We start from the raw sequence: 22,525 nt of genomic DNA, 5'->3' as shown, positions 1-22,525 counted from the left end.
TCGCTGCCTAAAATCGGCCGCAGATTCTAACAGGAAGTAATAGAAAAAGACCTGCCAATTATCTAGATCAGTAAGCAAAAACAAAATAGAAAAGATTAATCGTTAACCTAGCAAACGTGCAACAAAGGCTGCGATCATCTTAAGATCACAACCCATGGGATCAAGTTAGATATCGAGTAAAGCTTAGTGCTCATTCACCAAGCTCATGTACTCAGTGAAAGGGCGAGCGTGAACAAAAGGTTGGGTCAGCAAAATCCAACGATCACCGTTAATGGTAAAGGTCAGTTGACCGTCTTTCCCAGTATGAAACTCACCGGCAAAATTTAACGGTTTATGGTTTTTATCAACCATCGGCCGAGCAGTGTAATGGTCGGTATAAAACAAGCCAGAAGCTTGCTTTGGGCCGCTAATTAAATTAAACAGCGTCAGATGATTCCAATCGATCATTGGCGTTTGCTGAAAAACAGCGTAATTTTCGCCAGAATCAGCCGAGGATGATGGCATTTCGCCTGGACATAACAGTTGGGTTAGTTCTGGATTGCTATTTAACCAATGACTCATGATGATGCCCTCAAGTGACGGCCATCCGTGAGCCTAAATCCAAGTTGTTGTTGAAGCGGTTAGGCAAAGTATTAGTGGTGAAGCTGATGCTGCCAATAAGATTTTTTTTGTTAGTCATAGGTAAAACAATGGGGCGTGAAGTTTGTAAAGTGTGTTTTCGGCCTCAAGCAGTGTGCTTGTGTCAGTGGTTGCCACGGTGTGACAAGCGGATTGATAATTCCATTTCGCTACTTATACTGCAAACTCCAGCAGAGGCTCGCCACCCACTAAATACCGGTAGGTTGCTAAAACTAGGCTTATGTAATTGTGAACTGGTTGTTTCCAAAAGCTTTAACCAGTACCAGCGGCTTCAGGATAAACTGGCGAATTACCAAAATCCCTGGCTGGTGTTCCCCTCTGATGAAGCGGTGGCGGTAGGCAGTGCAGGGTTTCAACAGCAAGTGATGCCAAAGGTGCAGCCGGATTTGCTGGTTTTACTAGATGCAACCTGGCGAAAAGCTAAGGCGATGTATCTGGAATCGGATGATTTGAAAAGCTTGCCTTGTCTAAAGCTGGAACAGTTAGAACAGGGTAATTACCGAATTCGAAGTACTAAAATTGCTGATGGGTTATCGACCCTGGAAGCGGCTTGTTGTTTATTGCAGCGAATTGAGAATAACAAAAATGACTATCGACCCTTGCGAAGGGTGATGGATAAGATGATTGATATGCAAATTGATGCCATGGGTGAGCAGACCTATCGCAAGAATTATCTCGAATGAGGTTAGGTTCTAGCGTTATCGGCATCGCATAGTGATCATGAGTTAATTTTTTCAGAAGATGGGGCGGGTTTTGAGTAGTACAAATATTCCTTTGGAATTATCAGCGTGGCATGAAGATGTCGGAGGCTTTCTTTTAGGCGGTTATGAATTAAAACAACCACCTTCCGATTCGGCTCCGGTGATTTGTCTGTTTCATGGCAATGGTTTTTGCGCCTTGCCTTATTGGCCCTTTTTAAAACCGCTGGCTGAAAAATATCATTTGTGCCTATTCAATTTGGAAGGTCATGGCTCCAGTGAAACTAGAAAAGGGGGGCTGGAAAGTTGGAATGCCACGGCGCGTTCTATGGCGGCGGCTTTTCAGCGGCGCAAGCGTCATTGGGGGGATCGCCCGGTAATTGCCCTAGGGCATAGCGTTGGCGGTGTCATGTTAATGCTGATGGCACAAGAGTTGATGCGAGGCGACAAGCCATGGCCTTATCAAAAAACATTGTTGCTTGATCCGGTGATTCAACCACCCGGTATGATTTTAAGTATTCGCCTGCTAAAAAGTTTAGGCCTAATGGGGCAAACGCCGTTGGCCAAGCGCGCCAAAGCGCGTAAGTCAGAATGGGGCAATCAGCAGGAAGCGGTGAGTTATTTACGCTATCGCGGCATTTATAAAGCATGGGATGATCAGGCTTTTGACTGGTTTTTAAAAGAGGGTTTACGCCACGAAGCCGGTCAACTAAAGCTGAATTGCAGCCCACAAACCGAAGCAGCTATTTTTTCAGGTTTTCCGAAAGGCTTATGGCCAATGCTGAATAAAATGCCTGGTGAAAGCAGTGGTATTATTTACTGTAAAAAAGGCTTGCCATTTATTGCCAAGGCAATGAAAAAACTTAAAAAGGACAACCCATCGATTGAACAGAAAAGTATCGATGGTGGCCATTGCTTTATGCTGGAACAGCCGCAATCTTCTGCAAAAATGGTGGCTGATTGGCTAGAAACTGCAGTTTTATAACGATAGTTTTTTGTAAACCGACATGCATTACATCCATGTAAATCGTCGTACCGGCTCCTGCCTCCTTACGACATACATTACATCCATGTAAATCGTCGTACCGGCTCCTGCCTCCTTACGACATACATTACATCCATGTAAATAAAAAGGTGCTTTAAAAAAGCACCTTTTTATTGAGATCTAACTGGGAATATTTGCTGGCAAGTCTGCAAAAACACTAAGCATTTAAATCAGGGATCAGCTCACTTTCCAATCGCTCGATGGTATCGCGCAATAACAATTTGCGCTTCTTCATCCGCTTAACTTGCAGCTGATCAATATAAGGTGCTTCCTGCAATAGGTGAATTGCATGGTCCAAGTCACGGTGCTCAACGCGAAGCTCCTTCAACTGATATAAAGCGCTAAGCTTTCTTTCCGCTGATTCTGATTCAGGGGTTTCCACGTTTGAATCCTCCATTCATCCCTGCACAAAACAGGGAGTATGATTTGTCTCGCAGACACAATCAGCCTAATTATCGCCCAAGCTGCTGTCTTCTCCACCAAATGATTCAATTAAATCATCAATTAATGGTTTGAATTCTTTACACATCAAACAGAAGTCAGCGTCCATACGAGTTTCTGCATCTTCGCCGGCTTGGTTGTCAGATTCTTCTTGCAACAGTTCTGTAAATTTAATCTGTCGCAGACTTAAGTCCTTGTGCAAGGTCAAGGTCAGGCGATCTCGCCAGTTAACCGCTAATTGGCTGACTTCCATCCCTGAATGTAAATGGGCCAATAATTCATCAGAAGTTAATTCCTGATCTTTGACCTTCAGTATGCCACCGTCTTTTTCTGGAGCACGCATTTCGCAGGCCTGCTCAGGGGTAAATCCGGCCGGAAAGTTACTTTCTAGCAACCAGCGTGACATTTCAGCAGAAGGTGAGGTTCTGATTCTCAATGGAATTGTCGGCAAACTTCCCAAACCTTGGCGTAGCTGATGAATCACTTCTTCTGATTTAGCCGCGCTGCTGTTATCGGTAATCAGCAGGTTGTGCTCAGGCATAATCAGAATGCGAATATAGCGTGAGCGAGTGAAGGCTCTAGGTAATAAAGTGAAAGTAATCTCTTCTTTCAATTGAGTTTTTTCTTTACGGCCAACCTTGCGGTTTTCCTTATGTTCAATTTCTTGAACTTTAACGTCCAGCTCTTCTTTGACTACTGATGTTGGAAGGATTTTTTCTTCCAAACGAGATCTCAGCAGTAAATTGCCTTCGGCATAATGGCTAAGCAAAGTGGCGCTGCCTGGTAGGGCGGCGACCCATCCGCTGCGGCTGGGGTCTGTTTTGCCACATGGTTTGAAAGCCATTTCTTCAAGTTTTACTTCAAGTTCTTCTTGTGAATATGAAAAACCATCAGTCAGGCGATAAATCTGCAGATTGCGAAACCACATAAGGTTGGATATTACTCGGTCGTAAAAAACGCGATCATATCAGAAAAAACAGCTGGGCTAATCGACCGGCGCAAACTTGTCAGATGATTTTAAAAAATGCTGGGTATTGTATGCACTTGGCCAGCAGTTACTGGCAGGTTTTGCTTAGCTGCTGCTGAATCAGTTCAATCAATTGATCTAATTGTTGCCGTGCTGGCAGATGGTCTGATGATTGAGTTGATTGCTCAGAGCTTGCTGCATTTTCAATGGGCCAACCCATATTGATTCGTAAGCAATCGTGATATAGCGCCAGCGTAGTGAAACTACTGCCGGGGACAAATTCGATTCCTTTTGCTTTGGCAGTGATTGCCAGTTGGTCGGAGTTTAATCCTGGGATTTGTAACCAAAGCACCATGCCGCCAGATACGTGGCTCATCTGGGTGTTTTTAGGTAGTTTTTGCTTGAGGTATTGTTGGTAACCTGTTGCATGAGCTAATAATTGACTGCGTATTTGCCGCAAATGCTTTAAATATTGGCCGTTGCCGATTAAGTCAGCAATGGTCATTTGTGCCGGTGTGTTCACGCCATGGCTGTTTAAAATTCGCTGTTGTAGAAAGTCATTGAAAAATCGCCCGGGTAAACACCAGCCTAATCGATAACCCGCCGATAAAGTTTTTGATACGGAACTGCACCAAATAATATCGCCATGCTTATCCCAGTATTTTGCCGGTAATGGCTGGCTTGATGAATGACCCAATTCGAAATAAACATCATCTTCAATAATTGGAAACTGGTATTGATTAGCTATTTTTGCCAGCCGCTGTTTTTGTTCAACTGTCAGGGTCAACCCTTGCGGGTTTATATGAGTGGTACTAAACAGACCGGCTTGCACGGTTCCTTGTTGGATTAGTTGTTCCAACTGATCCAGATCTAAGCCTTGCGTGGTTGATGGGATTTCAACCACAGTACGATTCATCACCGAGAGTAGGTTCAATAAGCCGCTAAAGCAGGGTGAATTAATCGCCACAACATCACCGGGTTTGCTACAGACCTCCAGCGCGGTGCGAACCGCATCAAGACAACCATTACTAATCACTAGCTGGTCAGCTTGAAACGGAAAATGATAGCGCGCGAAGTGTTCAGATAACGCCTGGCGTAGCGCCAAGCTGCCCTGAATTTCTGGATACAAATGCACTTGGCTGCCTAATTGCTTCATCGCACGACGGGCGCTTTGTTGTAATTGGCGAGTTGGCATGAGTTGGGGCGCTACTAGCGACAAACTCAAAGGGCCAGGTTCGATTGCACCGGGCGAATAGGGCTGGGTGATCTGGCTGGTAAATTGCGGAAAATCCAGCGTTGCAGATTCGACCATGCTAGGCCGATCGACAAAAAAACCAGATTGCGGACGAGCGTTAATCCATTGTTGTTGCTCTAGCTGGCGATAGCAGTTCATAGCTGTGGTCATGCTGACCTGGTGCTGCAGTGCGACTTGTCTTAAAGATGGCATTCGCTGACCAGGTTTTAAGTCACCTTGCTGAATTGCATCAACAAATGTTTCCGCCAGTTGTTTGTATCGCATAGCCACTACTCATTTTGATTACCGTCATTTTTCTGTCTGACAGCATAACTGTTATCTGTTTTTAATCAAAAATTGTATCTGTTACCTCTTTGTGTTCTGGCAAATACTGGATGGGTCGGCTGTGAAGGTGTTGGCGATGCAATATGTGGTTTAGCGTGGGATCAAGAGAGGCGTTATGACATTTGAAGGGATTTTTTCATTTATAATTCAGGCGGTTGCTTGGGGTAGTGGTTTATTTGTTATCAGTAAAATTGTGCAAGTATTTTTGGCAGGATGGTTTGCGGTCGGGCTTTAAAAAATATAAATACAAATGGTTAGTGGAGGTTGCTAGTGCAATTCAAAGATCTGTTAGCAGGCATCGCCATTATGGTGATATGGGGCTTTAATTTTGCGGTGATTAAGTTGGGTGTTAACCAAATTGATCCTTTGTTGCTAACTGGCTTGAGATTTTTATTTGCGGCGATACCAGCGGTATTTTTTGTGCGGCGGCCTGATGTGTCGTGGCGATACTTGATTGGTTATGGCCTGGTATTTGGTGTCGGAGTTTGGGGCATGATGACCTGGTCGATTGAAGCGGGTATTTCTGCTGGGATGGCGGGTTTGTTATTGCAGTTTAATGTGTTACTGGGGTTGCTAGTCGGTTGGTTGCTATTAAAAGAACGGTTGAAACTACGCCAAGCAATTGGGGCGTTGGTTGCTTTGTCGGGATTATTTCTTTCGGTGCAACTTAACGATGGTTCTATCTCAGCTGCCGGAATTGTTTTGGTAGCGATTGCTGCGGTGTGCTGGACCTTAACTAGCGTGTTGGTTAAGTCGGCTAAAACACCGCATGTTTTCGCCTTTATGATTTGGGGAATGTTGTTTGCGCCGATTCCGTTATTTGCCTTATCGATTGCCAGTCATGGTTTTGATAGTTTGTTGCAACTTCCGCAGCATTTGAATGCTCCAGCGCTGTTTTCTGTACTGTTTCAAGCCTATCCAACTACCTTGTTGGGCTACTGGGTTTTTAATCGTTTACTGGTGAAATACCCACTGTCCACGGTCGCGCCATTGACTTTATTGGTGCCGGTGTTTGGTTTGATTGGCGGGGTGGTTTTTTATCAGGAAGCGATGGGCAGTCAAAAAATATTGGCTTGCGTGTTGGTCATTGGCGGTTTAGCAATTAGTCAGATCGCTTGGCAGAAGTTATTTAAAAGGCAGATGGTGCCTTAAGGTGCTGGTTTAAATAGAGGCTTAAACGAACAAATCTAGTTGACTGCCTTTGTGCTGACGGCTGTTTTTTTGATCGCCGGTGAGCTTGGCATGCTGCAGTAATCTGCGATGGGCAAGTTTATCGGCTTCTTTTGCCTGATAGGCTTTATTGCCAAGTGCGGTCTGGCGCAATAGCTGGCCGGATGCTGTTTGATTGTTGCTGATGGCGGGTTTCTGCTGAAATTGGCTGGGAACCGGTTGTTGATCGAGCCAGCTTTTCTCGCTATCAATTCGATTTCGCTGACTGCTGACCGGTTGAGTGGCTACCAGTCGTTTGGGTGCGCTGGTTCTTGGTTTTGGTGGAACGAAAGGAGGCCAGGAAAACAACATTATCAACCTCCTTTGAAGAAACAGGGGGTTATTATTGAATATTGATTTGAATCATTAAAGGTTTTTCGGGAGTTTTTCTGCGTTTGTCGTTAGATATATGCCGCTTGCATTAATTGCAATCAACGCAAGTGGCACATTTTAGATATCAAAAACAATCGATTGTAGGTTAGGTTATGGATGAGATTGTTTTGATTACAGATTGAAATAATTAATTAAATTTTGACTCGCTTGATTGTTTTCAATGCGGCAGCGCCATAAGTCGTGCCCGCTTTGCTGGTACTTTTTTTCAAAGGGCGTTAGAAAAATTTCTGGCTGAAATGTTTCAATGCTCACTTGACCGGTGGTTAATGACTGCACTGACTGGGCAAATTCTTCGATATACACCGGCCAATTGCTGCGGCACTCAATGGTGCTTCCGAGTGAAATAATATATGGCAGCACCGCATGGCCATGCCAGCGACGCGGCAAGTGCTTCTTCTTTGGCCATGGATTGGGGTAAAGCAAATAATGCTGTTCAACATCCCAATTGGCTTGTACCGCCAATCGCCAGAAATCAATTAAGTCAGCCCTGACCAGTAGCATATTTTCCGGTAGTTGCTCTTTTTCTCTTTCCAGTCGGTCGGCTGACTGGTCAACCCCCATCACAAAGTGCTCGGGATTTTGCTTAGCTAGGTTTATCGTACTCACGCCAGTGCCGCAGCCGGTATCTAAAATCAGTTTGCCGCTATGCTGTTGCCATGCTTTTTCTGCAGCAACAAAAGCATGACGATTAAAGTCTTGAAAAGGGCGAATAAAAGGGGATTGTAAATGGCGCTGAAGTTTTTCCATCAAATCCGGGTGGTTGCCGGTTTGATTACTGGTGATCTGCCTGGAACTGCCCTTAACTGTCACGGTATCTATCCAAATCTGGCTAATGAAAAACAAAAGAGGTGAATTATGAAACTGAGTGAGATGACTTGTGAAGCCTGCCAAGCTGATGCGCCGCAGCTAACCGATGAACAGCTTGCTGAAGGTTTAGCGCAGTTATCAGATTGGCGTTGTGAAACGATTGATGATGTTCAACAGCTGCACCGCAGTTTTAGCTTTGATGACTTTGCCTATGCCTTTATATTTGTTGCGCAGGTTGCAGAAATTGCTATGGAACATGATCATCACCCTCGCATTCTACTGGAATATGGGAAAGTAGAAGTGCACTGGTGGACCCATAAAATTAAAGGGCTCCACCAGAATGATCTGGTCATGGCAGCCAAAACAGATCAGTTGCTTGATGCAAATGAATAGCTATTGATCAATTTGTTCCTGATACAACAAATACAATTCCTGTAGCACGTTGGGCATTTCTTGCAATATTTGCTTGCTAAGCTTGCGGTTTTTTAACACAGCTTGCTCATCTGTTGGCTCTAAAACACCAGCGGCTAGTTGTATTGGCAGCATTAAACGGGCAATTTCTTCCTGATGGTTTTCTGGATGCCATCGATCGGGGTTATCCATGATGACTTCAAAGAAAGCAGCAGCCCATTCGCGAAGCTCACTGTCATCCGGCTCATTGCCTAGATGTAACGAGCAGGGAAGTTCTGGCTTCTCACCGCGATAAAGGGATTTTTCAATCGATTCCAACAGTTGTGCCGCAAGTAGTTCCAGTGTTGGTTCAGATGTTTCTTCACCGGATAATTGCTGGGACAAGGCATCTTTGGAAGTGGCTGTTTGATTGACAGCCAGCGCCGTTAGATAGCCATGGCTACCTAACGGAGACAATGCAGAATCTGATTCAGGTAACAGTTCTGCTAACTGGTCTTCCAGGTTGTGATAAAGGTCACAAGGTTGCATTTGATAGTTGTATGAGGACTAAAGACGCCTGTTATATCTTAATGACGGTGAATTGTCTTGGATTCAGGGCAGCTAATTTTTCAGGGAACAGAAGTTTCCAGAGACAAGGAGGCACGCTGGTTTTAATTGTTAAAGCCAGCGACAGACGATATGACCCGACAGGTTTTAGTGGTAGACGACTCTCGTTCAGCAAGGCTTATGCTACGTAAATTGCTTGAACGATGTGGCGTAGAAGTTTTACAGGCAGAATCGGGCGAGCAGGCTTTGGAATTGATGCAACATCATACGCCAGGCCTGGTGTTCATGGATCACATGATGCCCGGTATGGGTGGGCTGCAAACCACCGAAAAAATCACTCAGCAAGATCCATCGCCGATGGTGGTGATGTGCACCAGTAACGATGGTGATGAATACTTAAAACAAGCTAAAGCGCATGGTGCGGCAGATATTTTAGTTAAACCGGCGTCTTTGGCGTCTGTCAGAAGCATGCTAGCCAGATACCCGAGTGCAGTAACTCACCATGCAGCGCAAAGTGCAAACCAGCCAGTGATACAACCAATTGTAGCGACGGTCGCTTCGGAAATAGAGTCAGAAGTGGCCATGACAGATTCAGTCATCAACCCACCGAAAAAAACAGCGCAGGCATCAGCGCCTGTGCAAGCTACTTTGAATCAAGATGAACTCGATGCTCAAGTGAGAGTGTTAGTTCAGGATCGCCTAGAACATTCAATCCCATCACTGACCCAACGCATTAGCCAAAGCTTTATGCAAGTATTGCAGCATGAAATCAACCAAAGTGAGCAAGCAATTAGTAGCTCGTTGTCACAAAAGATTCCTGACAGCGACAAGCTTAAGAAAGAGCTACTGCAAATGGTTAATCAGTCAGTGAAAAAGCAGATTGCTTTGGAGTTGAATAGTTTTGATGAAAGTCTGCAGCGTCGACTAGAAACTATTGATAAACGGCTTGATGAGCCTCGTAGTTTGTCACCTAAGGCGGTTGCCGAAATACATAAGATCAGTGAGAATGCCGGGCGCAATGTTGCAGAAGATGCAGCCACTGCTGCCGGGCAGTTAGCCGGTGGTGACATTGCCAAGTCTGTCGCACAGACCGTTGTTGTCAGTCAGATGAAGTCGATCAAACATGATCTTTCATCGGAAGTTGCTTCCGGTTCGGCACAAAGCAAAATGATCGGTGCTTTTGCTTTGTTAGTCGCGTTGGGCGCGTTGGGGCTGTCGGTGTACAACCTGATCAATTAAATTTTCGAGAAGTATGAAAAAAGAAATTTGCCAACGAGCATGGCCTACGGGCCTGTTTGCTTCATTATTTGTGGCTGGGCTTATCGGCTGGTATGTCGGGCAGCAGCCTTGCTCCGATGGGTATCTTAATGACCTGACTGCATCTGAAGTTGCAAAGAAGCAAGCTGAGAAGCCGCCAGAGCCTAAAATTGCGCTGCCTGATTTTGCTTCAATGTCAGGCAAGCAGCGTAAGTCGAGCTTCTTCAATTACATTGGTTTGGCTATTGAGACTGAAAATCAACGAATTTCAGCACTTAATCAATCGATTGCTGCCTTGTCAGATAAGTCGCCTTTAACCGCAACTGAGCAAGATTTTTTGACGCGCTTGGCAAAAAAATACCGGTTGAAGTCACCAAAGAAAGGTCAGCTGACCCCCCAAGCGATAATTGATGGTTTGTTGGTTAAAGTGCAACCAGTACCAAAGTCTTTGGCGCAAGCTCAAGCCGCCAATGAATCTGCCTGGGGAACATCTCGCTTTGCTTCGCTGGGAAATAATTATTTTGGTCAGTGGTGCTTTTCACGCGGCTGTGGCCTGGTGCCAGAAAGCCGAACTGAAGGCGCTAAGCACGAAGTGGCCAAATTCAGTTCACCGCAAGAGTCGGTTGCTAGTTACATTTTGAATCTTAATCGACATGCTGGTTATCGAGATCTTCGAAAGGTACGTCAGTGCGTAAAAGAACGCGGCCAAACTGCTAATGGTTGGACGTTGGCTGGTGGCTTGGTTAGCTACTCCAGTAAAGGGTTTGAGTATATCGATATCTTGCGCGGTATGATTCGCTTTAATCGATTGGAAGCTCGCAAAATCACCGAAGCAGAAACTAACTGCTTGGCGTTATATGCACCGAAACGCCCTGAGAAAAAGCCAGAACCAGAAGCTTTACCTGAATCAGCACCGGAAGTATTAACTGAAGCCAGTCAGCAAATGGTAGAGCAAACCGGTGATCAATCTTCCCAGCAGCAAGTCGATCAGACTCCGAAAATTCCAGCTGAAGCGGGTATTGAAGGTTTGTCTGGTAACCAAGGTTTGACGAAAGCTGCTGAGACCACTGATCACTTGGCTATTCCTAAAGCGGATGATTCTAAGGTGGTTGTAGAGGGCATGGTGGCAGATAAAAGCATTGCTATTGAGCTTGAGCCGCAAGATCAACAGACGCTTGAGGCCGCGCAGTCAGAAATGCCTGTCCAGCTAGAACAAGAAGCTGAATTGTCAGAAACTGAGCTTAAGCTTGAGCTGATTGAAGGTGAATCTGAGCCATCACCCGCTAGTTAATTAGGTGTAAGGCAACAACGGCGTAATTGTTTAATGCAATTACGCCGTTTTTATTTCCAGGGAATGTATTTCATAAGGAAGCCCGGCCATCCTTTCCTCGATTACCTAATCTTCTGGCAGATCTTCTCGAACCCACGCCCAAGAGCGCCAAAAATACTTGTTCATTGAGCGATGGCGTAAAGTGCAATTGTAGCGAAAGCGGCGAATGTTAAAAGTTTGTTTGGCTTGAATCTGAAAATGATTGTCTTGTCGAATTAGCGGTATTTCACCTTGGCCGCTGCCGTAGCAATTGAGCTGGCGAGCCACATATGGGCCTTTCTCCAAATCAAAGCTTAATAAAGGTGGGTTGGCATCAGTAACTGCTTGTTGCGACAAGTTAGAAACCGCTAGCGGCATACTATTTAATTTAATTTTAAGCGTATTCAAATTGGCATAACGACCACTGGCAGGAAATCTCGGCAAAGCAGAGAAATCATCTAAAGCACTGGCTGGGCCGGAGTGCTGGGCAACTGAAATATATTCCATATCAGATAATAACGTCAAAAGTGGTTGATTAAACTCGCCATAGGGCCAAGCAAATAGTTTGGCTTTAGCCTTTTGCATTGGGATTTCGCTAGCGATTCGTTGTTCGGTCCAGCGCAGATCTTTCTCAACTCTAGCTAGCCAGTCGCGATCTGTTTCATCGGGCAGCTTGCTGGTGAGGTGGCGGTGAGCTCGAGTGTGATTGGCAATCAATGCGCCATTTTGCTGCATCAGCCTAAGCTGATCCCAGTTGAGCATGCCGCCATAACGAAGGTCGATTGGGTCAGTTGCAACAAAAATAGTAAAAGGCCAGTTACGCTGTTTAAGTAGTGGATAGGCATTTTCAAAAATTGATTCATAAGCATCATCAAAAGTAATCGCAACTGTTTTCTCTGGTAACACATGCTTGTTTTTAAGTGCAATTACCAACTCATCTAGCGGGATTATTGAGAAGTTTTCTTTTTCCAAGTAACGAAAGTGAGTTTCTAGCTGCTCAGGGGTGATGCTGGTTGTCTTGGGGGTTTTATTGCTCACATGGTGATACTGCAAAATACTGCCGAAGCTCTTGCTTGCGTCTAGTACTTTGTTCTTATTTATATTTTCTGGATTTTCTTCAGCGAAGGCGGGCAGTGCAATCAAACTGGTGCAAATTAAAATCAGCTGAACCATAGCTGGCAAGCGGCGGATAAATGAAAAAGGTCGAGCCAGAAGTCTTGATTTAATAATCATCTGAATATGAATCTATGTTATAAAAGTTCTGGAAATAGGAAAGTGCAATTGAGCATTTGTCCCAAGAATGAAAAAGAACATGAAAGGCGTCAGTGCCGTTTAATGCAAGCGGGTATTCTGACACAAAAGCTGCAAAAACAATAAGAAATGGAGGCTTGCTTGATCAAAGTTCTGGTGGCAGACGATCATGAGCTGGTCCGATGTGGGATTCGGCGTCTGATCGATGATGTAAGAGATATCAAAGTAGTAGCTGAAGCAGCTAACGGTGAAGAGGCTGTTAAGCTCGCCAGAAAGCACCGCCCTCATGTTGTGTTGCTGGATGTCCGAATGCCTGGAATGAATGGCATTGAAGCAACCAGAAAAATGATGCGTTTTGATCCTGATTTAAGAATTATTGCCATTAGCGCCAGCATCGAAGAACCCATTCCGAGTAAATTATTACAAGCCGGTGCGTCAGGTTTCTTAACCAAAGGCGCGGGCGTTGAAGAGATGGAGCGCGCGATTCGAAGCGTGTTAACCGGCAAGCGATTTTTGTCTCCAGCAGTTGCAGAAATGCTGGCTCTGAAGGTGGTTGCGCTCGATGAAGATCGACCATTTGAACACTTATCTGATCGCGAAATGCAAGTGCTGATTATGGTGACTTCAGGTGAGAAAATTCAGGATATTTCCGATCAGCTCTGTTTAAGCCCTAAAACCATTAATAGTTATCGCTATCGATTGTTCGACAAATTGGGCGTCACCAATGATGTTGAAATGACGCACTTGGCGTTAAAGCATTGTTTGGTCGATAACAAAAATTACGTTTAGCGACGACGTTAGCTATTTTTAGTAATCCAGAAACCAAGGTTTGCTCTGTATTGAGCGGACTATTGTTTGGCTTGAGCTTGTCAGCTGAGTTTTAACGGTTAAGCTTTGCCCTGAGAATTTTCTGAGGGCGAGCATTTGAAGGATCGATCGTCTCCACAGCAACCTGAGTCGGCATCATCAGATGCCGCAGCGGTAGAAACCGTTGCTGTAGAACAGCCCATGCCATTCGACTTGCAAGGTTTTGTAAAAGGCCTAACAGGGCGGCCGGGTGTTTATCGAATGATCGATGCCAACGATGTGATTATTTATGTCGGCAAGGCTTCCAATCTCAAGCGGCGGGTCTCTTCTTATTTCAATCGCAATCATGACAGCGCAAAAACCACTGCGATGGTGGCGAAAATCGTTCGAATTCAGGTTGCAGTCACCCATAGTGAAGCCGAAGCGTTAATTCTTGAGAACGACCTGATCAAGCAACATCGCCCTCGCTACAATGTTCTGTTGAAAGACGATAAAGGTTATCCTTACATTTTTCTTTCAGCACACCCATTTCCCCGGCTCGACTTTCATCGCGGCAGTCGCAAAAAAAAGGGCGAGTTTTTTGGCCCTTACCCGAATGTGGGAGCGGTGAGAGAAAACCTATCTTTATTGCAGAAGATTTTTCCGGTGCGCCAATGTTCCGATAGTTTTTATCGCAATCGCTCGCGTGCTTGCCTGCAACATGAAATTGGTCGCTGTACCGCGCCTTGTGTCGATAAGATCGCCGCAGAAGAATATCAGCAAGATGTCGATCTGGTTCGGCTGTTTTTGCAGGGAAAGAATCAGTCGGTGATTAATAAGCTGGTTGCTAAAATGGAGCTGGCTGCGGCTGAATTTGCCTATGAAAAGGCTGCCGGTCTGCGTGACCAAATTCAAGTGTTGCGTAAATTGCAGGAACAGCAGCATATCAGTGGTGGCAGTGGCGACATGGATGTTATTGCTGCAGCGACTCGTCCAGGCGGTGCTTGTGTTCATGTGCTGTTTGTTCGCAATGGGCAGTTGCAGGGTAATCGGGCTTATTTCCCCGAATGCCCGACCGACACTTCGGTTGATGAATTGTTAGAAGCTTTTATTGCCCAGTTTTATCTCAACCCAGAACATAAGCCGCCAACAGAAATTCTCTTGCCACAGGCATTGCAGCAGCAAGAAGTGCTGCAGGCATTTCTGTCAGATCAGACCGATCGTAAGGTAAGGCTTCGTGATAGTGTGCGCGGTGATCGTTCCCGTTGGCAAAAACTGTCACAAACCAATGCAGATCAGGCGCTGGATAACCGCTTAGGCCGCAAAGCCAATCAAGCGCAGCGGATGCATGCGTTAAAAGAACAGATGCATTTGCCAAAAATGCCGCGAAGAATGGAGTGCTTTGATATCAGCCACAGCCATGGTGAAGCAACGGTTGCTTCTTGTGTGGTGTTTATTGAAGGTGTGCCAGCCAAAGCAGAATATCGAAAGTTCAATATTACCGGGATTACCGGTGGTGATGACTACGCAGCAATGCGCCAAGCGATTCATCGTCGCTACTCTAGAGTAAAAGCCGGTGATGGCATTTTGCCGGACCTTCTATTAATAGATGGTGGAAAGGGGCAAATGACCCAGGCGGTTGAAGTGCTCAGTGAATTGGAATTGACCGATTTACCATTGCTCGGTGTTGCAAAAGGCGTTAGCAGAAAGCCAGGCTTGGAAGCATTATTGAGAAGTCCGATTGATATCGGAGTTAACCTGCCTTCCGACTCTCCAGCTTTGCACCTAATTCAGCATATTCGAGATGAATCGCACCGGTTTGCGATTACTAATCACAGAAAGATTCGCGATAAAAAACGCAGTCAATCAAAGCTTGAGGGTATAGAGGGAGTTGGGCCAGCCAAACGAAAAGAATTGATTGGGCGCTTTGGCAGTGTTCGCGGCATATCGGGTGCCAGCATAGAAGAGCTGGAAAAAGTATCAGGAATCAGCAATGCCCTTGCGGAGCGGATTTATCATGCACTTCATTAGCAATATTTAATCGAGAAGGGCAATTGCAACACAAACGTGACAAAAGCACATTTAATTGGTTGGGTTTTCGTTTAACAGATCAGGGAATTTACAATTTCCTGAGCTAATGCCTTAGCGGACAGATAGAAAGATGGTATAACAGAGTCAAGAAGCACTCGCATAGCCTTATGATGAACATTCCTAATATTCTGACGCTCACTCGAATTTGCCTGATCCCAGTCTTTGTAGTTTTCTTCTATCTGTCTGATGACACGGGTTGGCGCTACTACACTACCGCTATCTTTATGTTGGCGGGCTTTACTGATTGGCTCGATGGCTTTTTGGCTCGTCGCCTTAAACAAACCTCTCCATTTGGTGCATTCCTCGATCCGGTTGCTGACAAGCTAATGGTCGCGGTATCTCTTGTCTGTTTAGTGCAAGATCAAGCAACCATTTGGATGGCACTTCCTGCCGCTGTAATCATCGGACGTGAAATTGTTATTTCAGCGTTGCGACAATGGATGGCCGAAATTGGAGTGCAATCGCGAGTCGCCGTTTCTTGGATTGGCAAAGTAAAAACTTCTTTTCAGATGGGTGCCATTGCCAGCTTGATTTGTTTTTATCAACCAGGCGATACCCATGTTGCAAATATTTTCTTCTACGGCGGATACTTGGCGTTATATATTGCAGTCGTGTTAACCATTTGGTCGATGGTTGACTATTTAATCGCGGCCTGGCCGTCATTAAAACCTACTGTTAAGTAGCGCCAGCAGTTGACAGCAAAGGCTTCACACGTATAATGCGTCCCACGTTTCGCAGCCATGGCACGGCTGACTGGACATGACCCAACCCGATCTAATCGAGGCAACAGTCACTACGAAGTTTTAGCAAGATAAAAACCTCGATGTTCAGATAGAATTGCTTTATAAAGTATTTAATTATTTTATATTGCCGAAATGTAAGCGGGTATAGCTCAGCTGGTAGAGCGCGACCTTGCCAAGGTCGAGGTCACGAGTTCGAGCCTCGTTACCCGCTCCAAATTATTTTCTGTTGCATCTATTTGTAGTGTTTCAGAATAACTAACAGAATTAATTTTTTGTTAGTAGCAATAAAATTTGGCTCGATAGCAAAGAGGTTATGCAGTGGATTGCAAATCCATCTAGCCCGGTTCGATTCCGGGTCGAGCCTCCAAATTTTACGATGTACGATCCATCTGCCCGGATGGCGAAATTGGTAGACGCAAGGGATTTAAAATCCCTCGAAGGTAACTTCGTGCCGGTTCAAGTCCGGCTCTGGGCACCATATTAAATAAAAGAGACCTCTCTGAGGTCTTTTTTATTGAAAGAAAATTTAATTGCAATCACCAGTTGCCATTAAAAATAGATTGAAAAATCTGGCTCGATAGCAAAGAGGTTATGCAGTGGATTGCAAATCCATCTAGCCCGGTTCGATTCCGGGTCGAGCCTCCAGATTTTCGGATAATTAAGTTCTTTAATTAGGGTTTTTATTATTCGTTATGAGTTTTCAAGAGTGGCATTTTGAAGACTCGAAACAATGAAAATTGTTTCAAATCGCAAAACGAAGCGGGTATAGCTCAGCTGGTAGAGCGCGACCTTGCCAAGGTCGAGGTCACGAGTTCGAGCCTCGTTACCCGCTCCAATTTTAAGTGTCTAGGATTGGCATCCTAGAAGCTTGAAGTAACGAAAGTTGTTTCGAATCGCAAAAAGATGCGGGTATAGCTCAGCTGGTAGAGCGCGACCTTGCCAAGGTCGAGGTCACGAGTTCGAGCCTCGTTACCCGCTCCAAATTTTTAAGTGTTCAGGACTGGCATTCTGAAAGCTTGAAGTAATGAAAGTTGCTTCGAATCGCAAAAAGATGCGGGTATAGCTCAGCTGGTAGAGCGCGACCTTGCCAAGGTCGAGGTCACGAGTTCGAGCCTCGTTACCCGCTCCAAATTGAATGTTTGTAGTAATTAATCGTTACTTCAAATAGCACGATGCAATAGGGCAGTTAACCTGGTAGAGCGTAACCTTGCCAAGATCGAGGTCACACCATTTCCTGTAGATCAGGAGCCATGTTACCCGTTCCAAATTGAATGTTTGTAGTAATTAATCGTTACTTCAAATAGCACGACGTAATTTGAAATGATTTCAGAAAAAAGGCATCCGCCCGGATGGCGAAATTGGTAGACGCAAGGGATTTAAAATCCCTCGAAGGTAACTTCGTGCCGGTTCAAGTCCGGCTCTGGGCACCATTTTCAAGGTTGGCACCTTGGTCTAGAGCAGTGAAATATTGCTTTAGATAGTGAGAAGTAAGCGGGTATAGCTCAGCTGGTAGAGCGCGACCTTGCCAAGGTCGAGGTCACGAGTTCGAGCCTCGTTACCCGCTCCAAATTAAAAACCAAATCTTCGGATTTGGTTTTTTTTTACCTGCAGGAATATTCATTGCCTGATCATTGCCTATTCATTGCCTATTCATTGCCTGATCATTGCCAGCCAAAGCTTTTTCTATGACCAGTTAAAAATATTCAATTTCCTCAATTGCAAAGCGCTATTGATCATTGCCAGCCAAAGCTTTTTCTATGACCAGTTAAAAATATTCAATTTCCTCAATTGCAAAGCGCTAGCTAATATCAGTCAACCACTGAAATTAGCTGGAGTGGAATCAAATTATTAAGTGTTTGCTTAATAAATCGATCCAAATTCATTATGCCTGCACCACGTGCCATTCTGTTCGATCCAAAAGCTAATCCGTTCATCCATGCCTGTTCAAGATGCGTTAGGCGAGGGTGGTTGTGCGGTGAAGATCCGGCCATCGTTCCCGAGCTTCGACAAAACTACGATCACCGCCGCCAGTGGATTGTCGATCGGCTAGCCTTACTGGTGAAAGCCTTTGCGATAGAAGTAGCGGCCTATGCCATCATGAGTAATCACTATCATCTGGTGCTGTTTGTCGATGTTTCAAAAGCTCAAGAATGGACCGATGATCAGGTGCTGACTCAATATTGCAAAGTCTTTAAGGGCGAACGCTTGGTGCAGAATTACCTCGATTCTCGTAAAAGAAAAGCAATGACCTCTGCAGAAAAAAATATGGCAGTCAGTTTCGCTGATATTTACCGAGAACGACTAATGAGTATTAGCTGGTTTATGCGAGCAATTAACGAGCCGCTAGCCCGCAAAGCCAACGCTGAAGATAAATGCACCGGCCGATTTTGGGAAGGTCGCTTTAAAGCACAAGCCTTGCTGGATGAACAAGCGCTGCTAACCTGCATGGCTTATGTCGATCTTAATCCACTGCGAGCAGGTATCGCCACAACCCCAGAAGATTCCGATTACACTTCGCTACAAGCCAGAATCAATATTAAAGAAAAACGAAACCTGAAATCGAGCTACCCCAGATTAAAATCGTTGCTTGAACCAAAAATGACAAAAGCACAACAAGCAAAGTGCTTACCTTTTAAATATTCAGATTACCTAGAACTTGTTGATGCTAGCGCACGGATGGCCCGCCATGATAAAAAACACCGCATGTCGCAAGACTTACCGCCAATTTTTAATCGACTGAAATTGCGAGTAGATGCCACCGAATGGGCCAGCACCATGAGCGGTCGCGGGCTGTCGCTAATGAAACAGTTTACTTCAGCAATTGGTCGCTATAGCGATATATTGAAGTTTAAGCAGCGTGCCAGAGCGCAATACAAAGAACAAAAGAAAGGGTTAGGTCCCACCTAAAGCCATCCTGTTAATTTCCTAACGACCCATTGAATATATTTTGATGCGAGCGCTAGCTGGTAGGCATTACTACGCCAGCTATCCAATAATGTTTGCTGAAAAACCGTCGAATGAACACTGGTTTTGTCTATGCAGGCGCTTTGGTGGACATTATTTTGATGCATAATCTCCATAAGGCATTTTTTGGGGTGCAAAGAAAAAAGTTTGGCTGGCAGGGTTTTTTCTTGGCCAACTATTTAATGATATCGTTGCATTTTCACAGGGGAATACAGGGAAACAGTGGCACTTTTTGCCTAGTGTAAATACGACGCCAGAGAAAATCCTTAAGCATATTCAAGAACAGATGTTAGATCCCCAAAATAGTAGAAAATTATACAGATTAATGAATGGCGGGGATGAATTGACTGACCCTGACCTTTGGGAAGATCAAGTAGATGATATTATTTTTGAAATGTCAGAGAATAAATTTATCATCGTTAATGAATTAAAGTCGTTGGTGGGAAGCTGATGAAGGTATTTTTCGTAAAAAACGCAAGCTTATCAGGCATGTCTCATGACTGCGTATTTCTCTCTTTGGCAGGTGGTGGAGGGGGGATTGTAAGTGATAGAATAAAATGTTTAATTTATAACGATAGAAAATATCTCGGTAGCTTTTTATATGACGATACTGACTTCCTTTGCTGCTCTGGGAATCTTGGTGAGTACTGTGCAGAAGATGAGTGCAGTAATATAAATTATTCTTTGAAAGAGTTGCCAACAGCATTAGCTAAAGCATTCTTAAGCTGGCAGGACCGGTCTGATTTAAACGGCCTGTTTTATCGCGACTCAGGAAAGGTTTCCTATATAAGCTTTTCTGATTATTGTGTTTTTAAATCTGATGTTAAGAGTGGCTTGCATAGTACTCAAGTTCATGACTTTTATATTAAACTCGATAGAGTTAATAAGAGTTTGTCTTCGTATGGCCGTGATTTGAAGAAGCTTTGGGAACAAAGACTGGATATTAAGTACTTTTTTATTAGTGCTGAACGCTTTTTAGCTGCTTCTTTTGCTGAGAGTTCGTTTATAGCTATGCTGGGGCACCGTTCTTCACAAAAAATTTTTCATTTGAACCAACTTGGTAAACCGACTCAGTTGAATGTTTTCAGTAATTCTGAAATTGCGAGCTTCGCACTAAAAGATGGTCAGCAAAACTGGTCACATATTACCAAGTACACCATTGATGGTTGGCAGCTGCTTGAAGAGCAAGTGTTTTTAGCAACCAGCAATGGTGTTGAAGTACTGGATGCTCACTCAGGCAAGGAGTTACGCCAGATAGATTTTGGTTGGGATAACCATTACTGGCAGGCTGATGGGGCAGGTCTTTATGTATCTGAACAGTACGTTATTTATGGGCATTCCTTTCAGAAAAAATTGCTAATTCTCGATCGTTTTGATCTGTCGCTGATTCGTGATGTCGAGTTACCGGAACACTGGTTTCCGCAAGCACGTTTTAAGCCATTTTATCACCAGCACAGCAACAAGTTATATCTGAATTTAAAAACCGATCAACTGGTTGCTGAGAACCAGGTATTATTGGAAATTGACCTAGCAGATATTCATGCGCCAGTGGTATTTGAAAACGAACCTGAATTTGAGATTTGCCAAATCCCTTCATCGGAAAATTCACAATGGCATAGTATCGAAATTAATTGCAGCGACCCCGCTTACGATGATGATTTTGATACCGTATTACGTTTTGCAGACCGGCACTGCCGTGATCAGGCGTATATCCATGCAACTTGTACGCTAACCAAACATTTCAGTCGCCACAAAGACAGCGTGGATGAAAAATTCGATGGTAAAGTTTACTTTAACTACCAAGGAAAGCAAAAAGATACTGACCTGGTTCAGCAAAGATTGGTAATGATGGAAAAGCGTTTTTCCCGCTGGGTCGAAGATGAAGAAGCTTCATCAATAAATGGTTATTGCCAACTGATCACCAACTGCCAACATTAGTGAATGGCTCTTCATATTCTCAATATGACCAGTGTTCACAGCGCCTGGTTGCGGTCAGACTTTTGAAAATTAAACCAGATCTGTTTTGCCTTTCCTTTGACAAGCTGGGCATCGACCCAGCCAAAACTTCGGCTATCCAAACTGTTATTTCTATTATCGCCTAGCAGGTAAAGCTGCTGGGTTGATGCTTTTTTAGAATTATTTTCAGCAGATTGATTGTTAGCAAGCTACCTAAAAACAGCCACAAGCTTTTCGGCACTAAAATCCAGCGCTGAAAGCTGCGCAGTAACGCCCAAATAAATAACACTAACCAAAACATTGTTTATGTTAAAAAAGTCCAAAAAAGCCCCGATTTTTCGGAGCTTTTTAATTGTTCAGATTCTGAAAATACAGCTTAACAAGCAATCTGTTGTGGTTGCTCGTCAAATTTTAGCAAATGCTGCTTCACTTCTTTTGAAGTAAATGCCGATTCAACGCTATTGCGATAGATCTTGAAGTAATCTTCGCGGGATAATTCAAACTGCTGCATGACCTTGGTAACTTCTTCGGTCATGGTGGTGTTTGAAACCGTGCGGTTATCGGTATTAATTGTTACCGGCAGATGGTCGAGGTAAAAATGCTTCAGCGGATGGTTGGCCAGGTCTGTTACGGCCTTGGTTTGCATATTGCTGCTTGGGCAGGCTTCCAGACCAACATGGTTTTGTTTGACCAGCTGATAGGCCTTAGCATGACCGGTAATATGAATACCGTGGCCAACCCGTTCAGCACCCAGCAATTGAATAGCGTCGAATACGTTTTGCCCAACACCTTGCTCACCTGCATGAATCGTCACCTTGAAACCTTTTTCCAATGCGTATTGGGCATAAGGAATAAACTCATAGCAAAAACCGGCTAGCTCACTGCCAGCCAGGTCAAACGCAACAACACCTTTATTGAGGTATTGAGCGCCGGCATCGATAACTTCGTTAATCCGGTCTTTGGGCATGTGGCGCAGAAGCGATAAAATAATGCCGCCGTGAATGTCGTACTGTTGTTCAGCGCGTTTCATTCCTTTTACTACGCTGCCGATAATCTGATCCAGGTTTAGCCCTTGTTCCAGGTGGAGCAGTGGGCCAAAGCGAACTTCCAGATACTTGACGTTTTCCTGAGCGGCATCTTCAAACACTTCAAATGTAATGCGTTCTATTGCCTCTGCAGTTTGCATAACAGCAACCGGCAAAGCGAAGCGTTGTAAGTACTCATCAAGATTGGTGCAGGTTTCTGGTGCGATTAAATGAGATTTAATCTGCTGGGGATTATCAGTAGGTAGAGAAATATTTTGTTGTTGCGCCAGATCAATAATAGTTTGTGGGCGAATACTGCCATCGATGTGGCAATGGAGATCTATTTTAGGCAAGTCAAAATAATTCATGTGTCTCTACTTATGTTGTATGAAACGGCTGCGCTAATAT

The 22,525-nt window shown here is 44.5% G+C and carries 21 protein-coding genes, 9 tRNA genes and 1 pseudogene; 21 read left to right on the top strand and 10 right to left on the bottom strand.

Features of this window, described 5'->3' with window-relative positions:
* Positions 1 to 183: 183 nt before the first annotated feature.
* Positions 184 to 561, bottom strand: coding sequence for a hypothetical protein (locus DC094_RS12410; RefSeq protein ID WP_116687416.1), 378 nt, complete (start codon positions 559 to 561; stop codon positions 184 to 186).
* A 14-nt stretch (positions 562 to 575) separates the two neighbouring features.
* Here DC094_RS12410 and DC094_RS12405 point away from each other — a divergent pair, with 14 nt between their 5' ends.
* Both DC094_RS12405 and DC094_RS12400 read left to right on the top strand, forming a co-directional pair.
* Positions 576 to 1,322 carry a tRNA-uridine aminocarboxypropyltransferase gene (locus DC094_RS12405; protein WP_116687415.1) on the top strand — a complete coding sequence of 249 codons (747 nt, stop codon included), beginning with the start codon at positions 576 to 578 and terminating at the stop codon, positions 1,320 to 1,322.
* A 70-nt stretch (positions 1,323 to 1,392) separates the two neighbouring features.
* Positions 1,393 to 2,322: an alpha/beta fold hydrolase gene (locus DC094_RS12400; RefSeq protein WP_158527315.1), complete on the top strand. Its 930-nt coding sequence runs from the start codon at positions 1,393 to 1,395 to the stop codon at positions 2,320 to 2,322.
* 217 nt (positions 2,323 to 2,539) lie between these two features.
* On the opposite strand, the gene DC094_RS12395 is transcribed toward DC094_RS12400, so the two are convergent.
* From DC094_RS12395 to DC094_RS12385, 3 genes are all read right to left on the bottom strand, one after another.
* Entirely contained in the window at positions 2,540 to 2,764 is a 225-nt protein-coding gene (locus DC094_RS12395) for a YdcH family protein (protein WP_206605643.1), read from the bottom strand.
* Positions 2,765 to 2,830: 66 nt separating this feature from the next.
* Positions 2,831 to 3,751, bottom strand: a complete 921-nt coding sequence (gene rdgC, locus DC094_RS12390) for a recombination-associated protein RdgC (RefSeq protein WP_116687412.1) — start codon at positions 3,749 to 3,751, stop codon at positions 2,831 to 2,833.
* A 127-nt stretch (positions 3,752 to 3,878) separates the two neighbouring features.
* On the bottom strand, positions 3,879 to 5,309 hold the full coding sequence (locus DC094_RS12385; protein WP_116687411.1) for an aminotransferase-like domain-containing protein: 1,431 nt from the start codon (positions 5,307 to 5,309) through the stop codon (positions 3,879 to 3,881).
* Positions 5,310 to 5,639: 330 nt separating this feature from the next.
* On the opposite strand from DC094_RS12385, the gene DC094_RS12380 reads away from it, so the two are divergent.
* Positions 5,640 to 6,521: an EamA family transporter gene (locus DC094_RS12380; protein ID WP_116687410.1), complete on the top strand. Its 882-nt coding sequence runs from the start codon at positions 5,640 to 5,642 to the stop codon at positions 6,519 to 6,521.
* Between the two features lie 21 nt (positions 6,522 to 6,542).
* On the opposite strand, the gene DC094_RS12375 is transcribed toward DC094_RS12380, so the two are convergent.
* Positions 6,543 to 6,890, bottom strand: coding sequence for a hypothetical protein (locus DC094_RS12375; protein ID WP_116687409.1), 348 nt, complete (start codon positions 6,888 to 6,890; stop codon positions 6,543 to 6,545).
* A 192-nt stretch (positions 6,891 to 7,082) separates the two neighbouring features.
* Complete coding sequence (gene trmB / locus DC094_RS12370) at positions 7,083 to 7,781, bottom strand: tRNA (guanine(46)-N(7))-methyltransferase TrmB (RefSeq protein WP_241504041.1); 699 nt, start codon at positions 7,779 to 7,781, stop codon at positions 7,083 to 7,085.
* A 45-nt stretch (positions 7,782 to 7,826) separates the two neighbouring features.
* Here trmB and DC094_RS12365 point away from each other — a divergent pair, with 45 nt between their 5' ends.
* A complete protein-coding gene (locus tag DC094_RS12365; RefSeq protein WP_206605642.1) occupies positions 7,827 to 8,171 on the top strand; it encodes a 4a-hydroxytetrahydrobiopterin dehydratase in 345 nt (114 codons plus the stop codon).
* Here the strand turns inward: DC094_RS12365 and DC094_RS12360 are convergent, their stop codons facing one another.
* Positions 8,172 to 8,717, bottom strand: coding sequence for a UPF0149 family protein (locus tag DC094_RS12360; RefSeq protein ID WP_116687407.1), 546 nt, complete (start codon positions 8,715 to 8,717; stop codon positions 8,172 to 8,174).
* Between the two features lie 150 nt (positions 8,718 to 8,867).
* Between DC094_RS12360 and DC094_RS12355 the strand changes: the two genes are divergently transcribed.
* Together DC094_RS12355 and DC094_RS12350 are read left to right on the top strand one after the other, a co-directional pair.
* Positions 8,868 to 9,974, top strand: coding sequence for a response regulator (locus tag DC094_RS12355; protein WP_133245537.1), 1,107 nt, complete (start codon positions 8,868 to 8,870; stop codon positions 9,972 to 9,974).
* A 13-nt stretch (positions 9,975 to 9,987) separates the two neighbouring features.
* On the top strand, positions 9,988 to 11,283 hold the full coding sequence (locus tag DC094_RS12350; RefSeq protein ID WP_116687405.1) for a glucosaminidase domain-containing protein: 1,296 nt from the start codon (positions 9,988 to 9,990) through the stop codon (positions 11,281 to 11,283).
* Between the two features lie 105 nt (positions 11,284 to 11,388).
* Here DC094_RS12350 and DC094_RS12345 read toward each other — a convergent pair whose 3' ends face one another.
* Positions 11,389 to 12,534, bottom strand: a complete 1,146-nt coding sequence (locus DC094_RS12345; RefSeq protein ID WP_116687404.1) for a polysaccharide deacetylase family protein — start codon at positions 12,532 to 12,534, stop codon at positions 11,389 to 11,391.
* Positions 12,535 to 12,693: 159 nt separating this feature from the next.
* Between DC094_RS12345 and uvrY the strand changes: the two genes are divergently transcribed.
* From uvrY to DC094_RS12260, 15 genes are all read left to right on the top strand, one after another.
* Positions 12,694 to 13,341, top strand: coding sequence for a UvrY/SirA/GacA family response regulator transcription factor (uvrY, locus tag DC094_RS12340; protein WP_116687443.1), 648 nt, complete (start codon positions 12,694 to 12,696; stop codon positions 13,339 to 13,341).
* A gap of 135 nt (positions 13,342 to 13,476) precedes the next feature.
* Positions 13,477 to 15,369, top strand: coding sequence for an excinuclease ABC subunit UvrC (gene uvrC, locus DC094_RS12335; protein ID WP_339374124.1), 1,893 nt, complete (start codon positions 13,477 to 13,479; stop codon positions 15,367 to 15,369).
* A 167-nt stretch (positions 15,370 to 15,536) separates the two neighbouring features.
* The gene (pgsA, locus tag DC094_RS12330) at positions 15,537 to 16,112 is read left to right on the top strand and encodes a CDP-diacylglycerol--glycerol-3-phosphate 3-phosphatidyltransferase (RefSeq protein ID WP_339374123.1); all 576 of its coding nucleotides are present in this window, start codon (positions 15,537 to 15,539) and stop codon (positions 16,110 to 16,112) included.
* 198 nt (positions 16,113 to 16,310) lie between these two features.
* Positions 16,311 to 16,386 (top strand) — tRNA-Gly (locus DC094_RS12325).
* A 79-nt stretch (positions 16,387 to 16,465) separates the two neighbouring features.
* Positions 16,466 to 16,539: transfer RNA gene (locus tag DC094_RS12320), tRNA-Cys, on the top strand.
* A gap of 24 nt (positions 16,540 to 16,563) precedes the next feature.
* Positions 16,564 to 16,650 (top strand) — tRNA-Leu (locus DC094_RS12315).
* A 93-nt stretch (positions 16,651 to 16,743) separates the two neighbouring features.
* A tRNA-Cys gene (locus DC094_RS12310) sits at positions 16,744 to 16,817 on the top strand.
* A gap of 114 nt (positions 16,818 to 16,931) precedes the next feature.
* Positions 16,932 to 17,007, top strand: a tRNA-Gly gene (locus DC094_RS12305).
* 70 nt (positions 17,008 to 17,077) lie between these two features.
* A tRNA-Gly gene (locus tag DC094_RS12300) sits at positions 17,078 to 17,153 on the top strand.
* A 72-nt stretch (positions 17,154 to 17,225) separates the two neighbouring features.
* Positions 17,226 to 17,301, top strand: a tRNA-Gly gene (locus DC094_RS12295).
* Positions 17,302 to 17,515: 214 nt separating this feature from the next.
* Positions 17,516 to 17,602, top strand: a tRNA-Leu gene (locus DC094_RS12290).
* 61 nt (positions 17,603 to 17,663) lie between these two features.
* Positions 17,664 to 17,739, top strand: a tRNA-Gly gene (locus DC094_RS12285).
* Between the two features lie 317 nt (positions 17,740 to 18,056).
* Positions 18,057 to 19,079, top strand: coding sequence for a transposase (locus tag DC094_RS12275; protein ID WP_133245536.1), 1,023 nt, complete (start codon positions 18,057 to 18,059; stop codon positions 19,077 to 19,079).
* 289 nt (positions 19,080 to 19,368) lie between these two features.
* A complete protein-coding gene (locus DC094_RS12265) occupies positions 19,369 to 19,587 on the top strand; it encodes a hypothetical protein (protein ID WP_116687400.1) in 219 nt (72 codons plus the stop codon).
* The gene (locus tag DC094_RS12260) at positions 19,587 to 21,074 is read left to right on the top strand and encodes a hypothetical protein (RefSeq protein WP_116687399.1); all 1,488 of its coding nucleotides are present in this window, start codon (positions 19,587 to 19,589) and stop codon (positions 21,072 to 21,074) included. Before DC094_RS12265 ends, DC094_RS12260 begins: the two co-directional genes overlap by 1 nt.
* Before the next feature lie 35 nt (positions 21,075 to 21,109).
* On the opposite strand, the pseudogene DC094_RS22870 reads toward DC094_RS12260, so the two are convergent.
* A pseudogene (locus tag DC094_RS22870) lies at positions 21,110 to 21,259 on the bottom strand (S26 family signal peptidase); the annotation flags it as partial.
* Positions 21,260 to 21,468: 209 nt separating this feature from the next.
* Positions 21,469 to 22,485, bottom strand: coding sequence for an adenosine deaminase (add, locus tag DC094_RS12250; protein WP_116687397.1), 1,017 nt, complete (start codon positions 22,483 to 22,485; stop codon positions 21,469 to 21,471).
* Positions 22,486 to 22,525 lie beyond the last annotated feature (40 nt).

It is taken from the genome of Pelagibaculum spongiae, from assembly GCF_003097315.1.
GTDB classification, from domain to species: Bacteria; Pseudomonadota; Gammaproteobacteria; order Enterobacterales; family Pelagibaculaceae; genus Pelagibaculum; species Pelagibaculum spongiae.
The sequence above is the reverse complement of the archived record's forward strand: the minus strand, read 5'-3'. Positions and strand labels throughout refer to the sequence as shown.